The sequence below is a fragment of the Coprococcus intestinihominis genome (genome assembly GCF_040096555.1).
In the GTDB taxonomy this organism is placed as follows: domain Bacteria; phylum Bacillota; class Clostridia; order Lachnospirales; family Lachnospiraceae; genus Coprococcus_A; species Coprococcus_A intestinihominis.
Window position 1 is genome coordinate 1 of record NZ_JBBMEK010000273.1, and the last position, 4,395, is coordinate 4,395.

General features: G+C 41.1%; 6 protein-coding genes. All 6 read right to left on the minus strand.

What is annotated here, in order from left to right; all coding sequences use genetic code 11:
* Positions 1 to 183: hypothetical protein (locus WMO25_RS15425; protein WP_349086066.1), on the minus strand; the 183-nt coding region annotated here is incomplete at its 3' end.
* Positions 184 to 378: 195 nt separating this feature from the next.
* Positions 379 to 1,671: an aspartate aminotransferase type Ic gene (locus WMO25_RS15430; protein WP_215690984.1), complete on the minus strand. Its 1,293-nt coding sequence runs from the start codon at positions 1,669 to 1,671 to the stop codon at positions 379 to 381.
* Between the two features lie 257 nt (positions 1,672 to 1,928).
* Positions 1,929 to 2,219 (minus strand): hypothetical protein, encoded by a 291-nt coding sequence (locus WMO25_RS15435; RefSeq protein ID WP_117538562.1) that lies wholly within the window; start codon positions 2,217 to 2,219, stop codon positions 1,929 to 1,931.
* Positions 2,220 to 2,404: 185 nt separating this feature from the next.
* Positions 2,405 to 3,010, minus strand: a complete 606-nt coding sequence (locus WMO25_RS15440; RefSeq protein WP_215690987.1) for a Crp/Fnr family transcriptional regulator — start codon at positions 3,008 to 3,010, stop codon at positions 2,405 to 2,407.
* A complete protein-coding gene (locus WMO25_RS15445; RefSeq protein WP_349086069.1) occupies positions 2,997 to 3,671 on the minus strand; it encodes a Crp/Fnr family transcriptional regulator in 675 nt (224 codons plus the stop codon). The genes WMO25_RS15440 and WMO25_RS15445 overlap by 14 nt, the downstream gene beginning before the upstream one ends.
* Positions 3,672 to 3,871: 200 nt before the next feature.
* The gene (locus WMO25_RS15450; protein WP_349086070.1) at positions 3,872 to 4,393 is read right to left on the minus strand and encodes a DUF1653 domain-containing protein; all 522 of its coding nucleotides are present in this window, start codon (positions 4,391 to 4,393) and stop codon (positions 3,872 to 3,874) included.
* Positions 4,394 to 4,395: the final 2 nt, after the last annotated feature.

The window sequence follows — 4,395 nt, forward strand, 5'->3', positions numbered from 1 at the left end:
TGCCGCAAGAACTTCCTTTCCATGTACCTCATACCAAATCTCCGGTTCCAATGCTCGCTGCATTCTGTACCAGACCATCTGTACATGAACCGATGACATCACAGTCTGCAGTTTGTACTTCTTCAATAGTTCTGTCCAGTCCTCACTATTCAGTTCAACCACCGGTTTTAGATTCTGTACCATTTATTGTCGCTCATTTCATACAAGTATAGTAGAGTTATTATAGCAGAATCCAATATTTTTCGCAACAAAATAAGCCGCCTGCTGCCCTGATGATGACATATTCTATATCTAAACAGAATTTTCATCATTGGCAGTAAACGGCTTATTCTTAATTTCTTTTATCTTTTTATCAATCTACATCCATTTAAAGCGCATCTATTTGCTCTCAAGAATCTTCTCAACACTGACAAGCTTGACACAAAGTGCAAAAAGCTTGGCCGCAACAGCCAGTTCTTCAACTGTCGGATAAGATGGTGCAATACGGATATTGCTGTCCTTAGGATCCTTTCCGTATGGGAATGTAGCACCTGCACCTGTCATCACAACGCCTGCCTCTTTTGCCTTGGCAACAATCGCTTTCGCACAGCCCTCCAAAGCATCAAAGGAAATGAAATATCCACCGAGAGGCTTTGTCCATGTACCGATTTCGAGACCGCCAAGTTCATCCTCCAGTGTCTGCTCAACCATTTCAAACTTCGGTCTCAGAATATCGGCATGACGACGCATCTGTGCTTCCACACCATATCGATCTCTGAAGAAACGAACATGTCTCAGCTGATTCAGCTTGTCGTGACCGATCGTCTGAACAACCATGTATTTGCGGATATCTGCCATGTTGGCATCGGATGTCGCAATAGCTGCAACGCCGGAACCAGGGAAGCTGATCTTAGACGTTGATGTAAACTTGAAAACCATATCCGGATGACCGGCCTTAGCACATTCTTCAAGGATCTCCAGGATTTCATCCCTCTTATCTTCATACAGATGATGGACACTGTAAGCATTATCCCAGAAAATTCTGAAATCTTCTGCTGCCGGTGTCAATGCCGCAAAACGTCTGACAACTTCATCAGAATAGGAATAACCCTGTGGGTTGGAATACTTCGGTACACACCAGATTCCCTTGACTGCCGGATCATTATTGACATATTCTTCTACCATGTCCATATCCGGTCCATCCTCATGCATCGGGATTGTGATCAGATCAAAACCAAAAGTCTCTGTAATCTTGAAATGACGGTCATAGCCCGGTGCCGGACAAAGGAATTTCACCTTGTCAAGCTTGCACCATGGTGTATGTCCAAGAAGGCCGAACATATAAGCTCTCGCTACTGTATCATACATCACATTCAGACTGGAGTTACCAAAAATCATAATGTTATTCGGATTCACTTCAGCAATAGAGGCCAACAGTCTCTTTGCTTCCGGAATACCATCCAGTACACCATAATTACGGCAGTCTGTGCCATCTTCACATTTCAGATCAGACTCACTGTGAAAAACATCCATCATTCCCATGGAAAGATTCAGCTGTGCGATAGAAGGCTTGCCTCTGGACATATCCAGCTTCAGCCCTTTCTCCTTGTATCCCTGAAATTCCTTATCAAGTTCTTCCTTCAAAGAGAGCAGTTCTTCTCTGCTCATTGATGCATACGCCTTACTCATCATTGTTGACATTCCCTTCTGATCACAGAGTGCAGACTGCGCTCTATGTATACCCTTTTATTCATAATACAAATTGCGCTCTTATTATAACGCTAAGCGATGAATGAATCAACAATCTTTTGCATTTTTTTGCAAGTTAATTAATATAATCCTGCAATTTCAGCATTTTTCGTGAATATTACCAGTGATTTTTGCATTAAATTGGTTTCTTTTGTCCATTATTTAAAATTACGATAACTGTCCCAGACAGTAAGGATCACTCAGCAAACCCTTCTCAACTTCTCTTTCTGCATGTCCATACCATCCGATATACCCTGCATATAGGTTGCCTGAAGTTCAGCCTCCTTCATCAGATACCATGCCTCTTCAATCCGATCCAATATCGCACACAACTCCGGTGAAAGCTCTTTCAGCATCTCTTCATATTCTTCACGTACCTCTTCTGATGCTTCCAGTTCTTCCTGATACTGATCTGATGTCTCCCACCATGCCATGTTCTGCAATCTCTGAATCTCTAACAACTGTTCTAATTCGACGATTTCCTTCCTCATTTTCTCCACCTCATCTTCTATTCTCAATGTTATCCTGCAACTCACATGTAAGCATTACAAACTATAACACAAAAATACCAGAATGGGTGTCGAAAGCCGTCGAACAGGCACCCCAAAGATTTCGACAAAAATCAGCATCCATGCGCAATCAATATCGCTGTTTCGAAAACAATATAGATTATCTCTCACTGATGCTTCCTTTTTTGATGCCGCAGTCTGCTGAGAGATTCTGAGCGAATGCCAAGAAAAGAAGCAATCTGCTGATTACTTGCGATCTGATCGACTTCCGGCCACTTTTTGCAGAACCATTCATAACGCTTATTGCCCGGCAAATAAAGCCGCTTGATATTGATCTCATTCTGAAATTCCAGCGCCTGATGCAGACATCTGACATAGAGCTTGGCCATTCTCGGATATTGCTGCATAAGGTCAAAAACTGCCTGCACCGGTATCTCCAAAACAGTGGTTTCATTCAGCACTTCTACACCGACAACCGACGGCGTTTCTTTTCCAACAAAAATTTCTACAGAATTCGCGACCATTCCCTTCTCTGTCATGAAAGAATCTGTCATTTCTGTCTGTGATTCATCAATAAAATAACATCGGAGCATCCCTTCAATAAGAACATAAACCTTCTTTTGAATATCACCAATATCGTAAATACAATCACCTTTTTTATAATGTACAATCTCCGATAAGCTTCCCAACTGCCCCGTCAACTCCGGATTATTTAATGGAATACATGCATTGATTGCTTCCACTGTTGTCATAACATCTCTACCCCTGTCCATTCTGTCTTTTCTCTATCATTTCCTTGATATCCATATAATCCCACTGCAGATCCTTTGTCACCAGAATATTTTCCAATGTTTTTGCCTCTTTTTCACTTTGCTTCATCTGTGCTTTCAGACGACTCAATGATTCCGGACGCATTCTTAAAAAGGATGCAATCTGCTTATTACTTGCACTGGCCTCAACCTCCGGCCATTTTTCACAAAACCACTGATATCGTTCTTCAGCCGTCAGGTTCATTCTCCGATTATTAATGACGCAGAGATACATCATAGTCTTCTGCAGATATCCTGCATACACCCAGATCAATGTTGGTATTTCATCGGAAAGCTGACGTATTTCTTTAATCGGAACCCGAAAAACCTCTGTCTCTGTCAATGCTGTCATCCCAACCGTTGACTGTTTATTGAAATTTTCTACATTCATGAAATCATTCTTCTCCGAAAAAAAGCACAGAACAACCGGATGCTGATGCTCATCATAAAAATATGTATAAACTGCCCCTCTCAGCAACATATAAAAATGTGTATAGTTCTCTCCTGCTTTATGGATTTCCTGCCTTTTCTTGTAAATGACTGTCTCTGAAATCTCACTCAGTCTTCTGATCACCGCTTGATCCTGTGTACGGAAAAGTTGCCTGATCAATTTTTCTGACACCATATATCATTACCCCTTATATTCATTTTTAAGTCATGATTCCATAATAGTAACATTTTAAATATAGAATTTCATTAACATTTGTTAATATAATTTTTGTTCTAAAAAAAATAAACAGGTTATAAAGCATGTTTTCTTTTCGCTCTATAACCTGTATTGTCCGTCCATTTCTTTTCTCACATCAGCAGACCATCAATTTTTTATTATACCCAGCGCTTTGTTTCTACTTTTTCAAAACGGTATTTCTGCTGCACATCCGGGTATTTGGTTCTATCTACCTCACTCATAAACATCCCGTATGGTCTGGCACATGTTTTATACGGCGGATAAAGCGCTTCATAAATCACCAGTTTCTCACCTGTTTCCGTATGCTGTGCAAATGCCAGAACTTTGTATAAGTATTCCGCACTTTCCTCTGATACCCATTCCCGTTTGAAATGTCGAACAATATCTCCCTCTTCAATGTCCCTTTCAAGAACATCCTCTGCAGCTGCTTCATCTCCCATAGATTCGGAATGACCATTCTGTTCATCCATCCGGACATTCTCTGCTGCCGCCTGCTCAGGCTTTCCCTGCGCATCCAGTTCAATATATTCCTCTCTGTCAATGGATACAGGAATACCTGTCTTTCCCTCAATGTGAACACCACCATACCAGGTACCTGTTACTTTACAGATATCTCCTACTTCGTATTCCATTGTATAATCATCTTTTTTCTTTATGATCT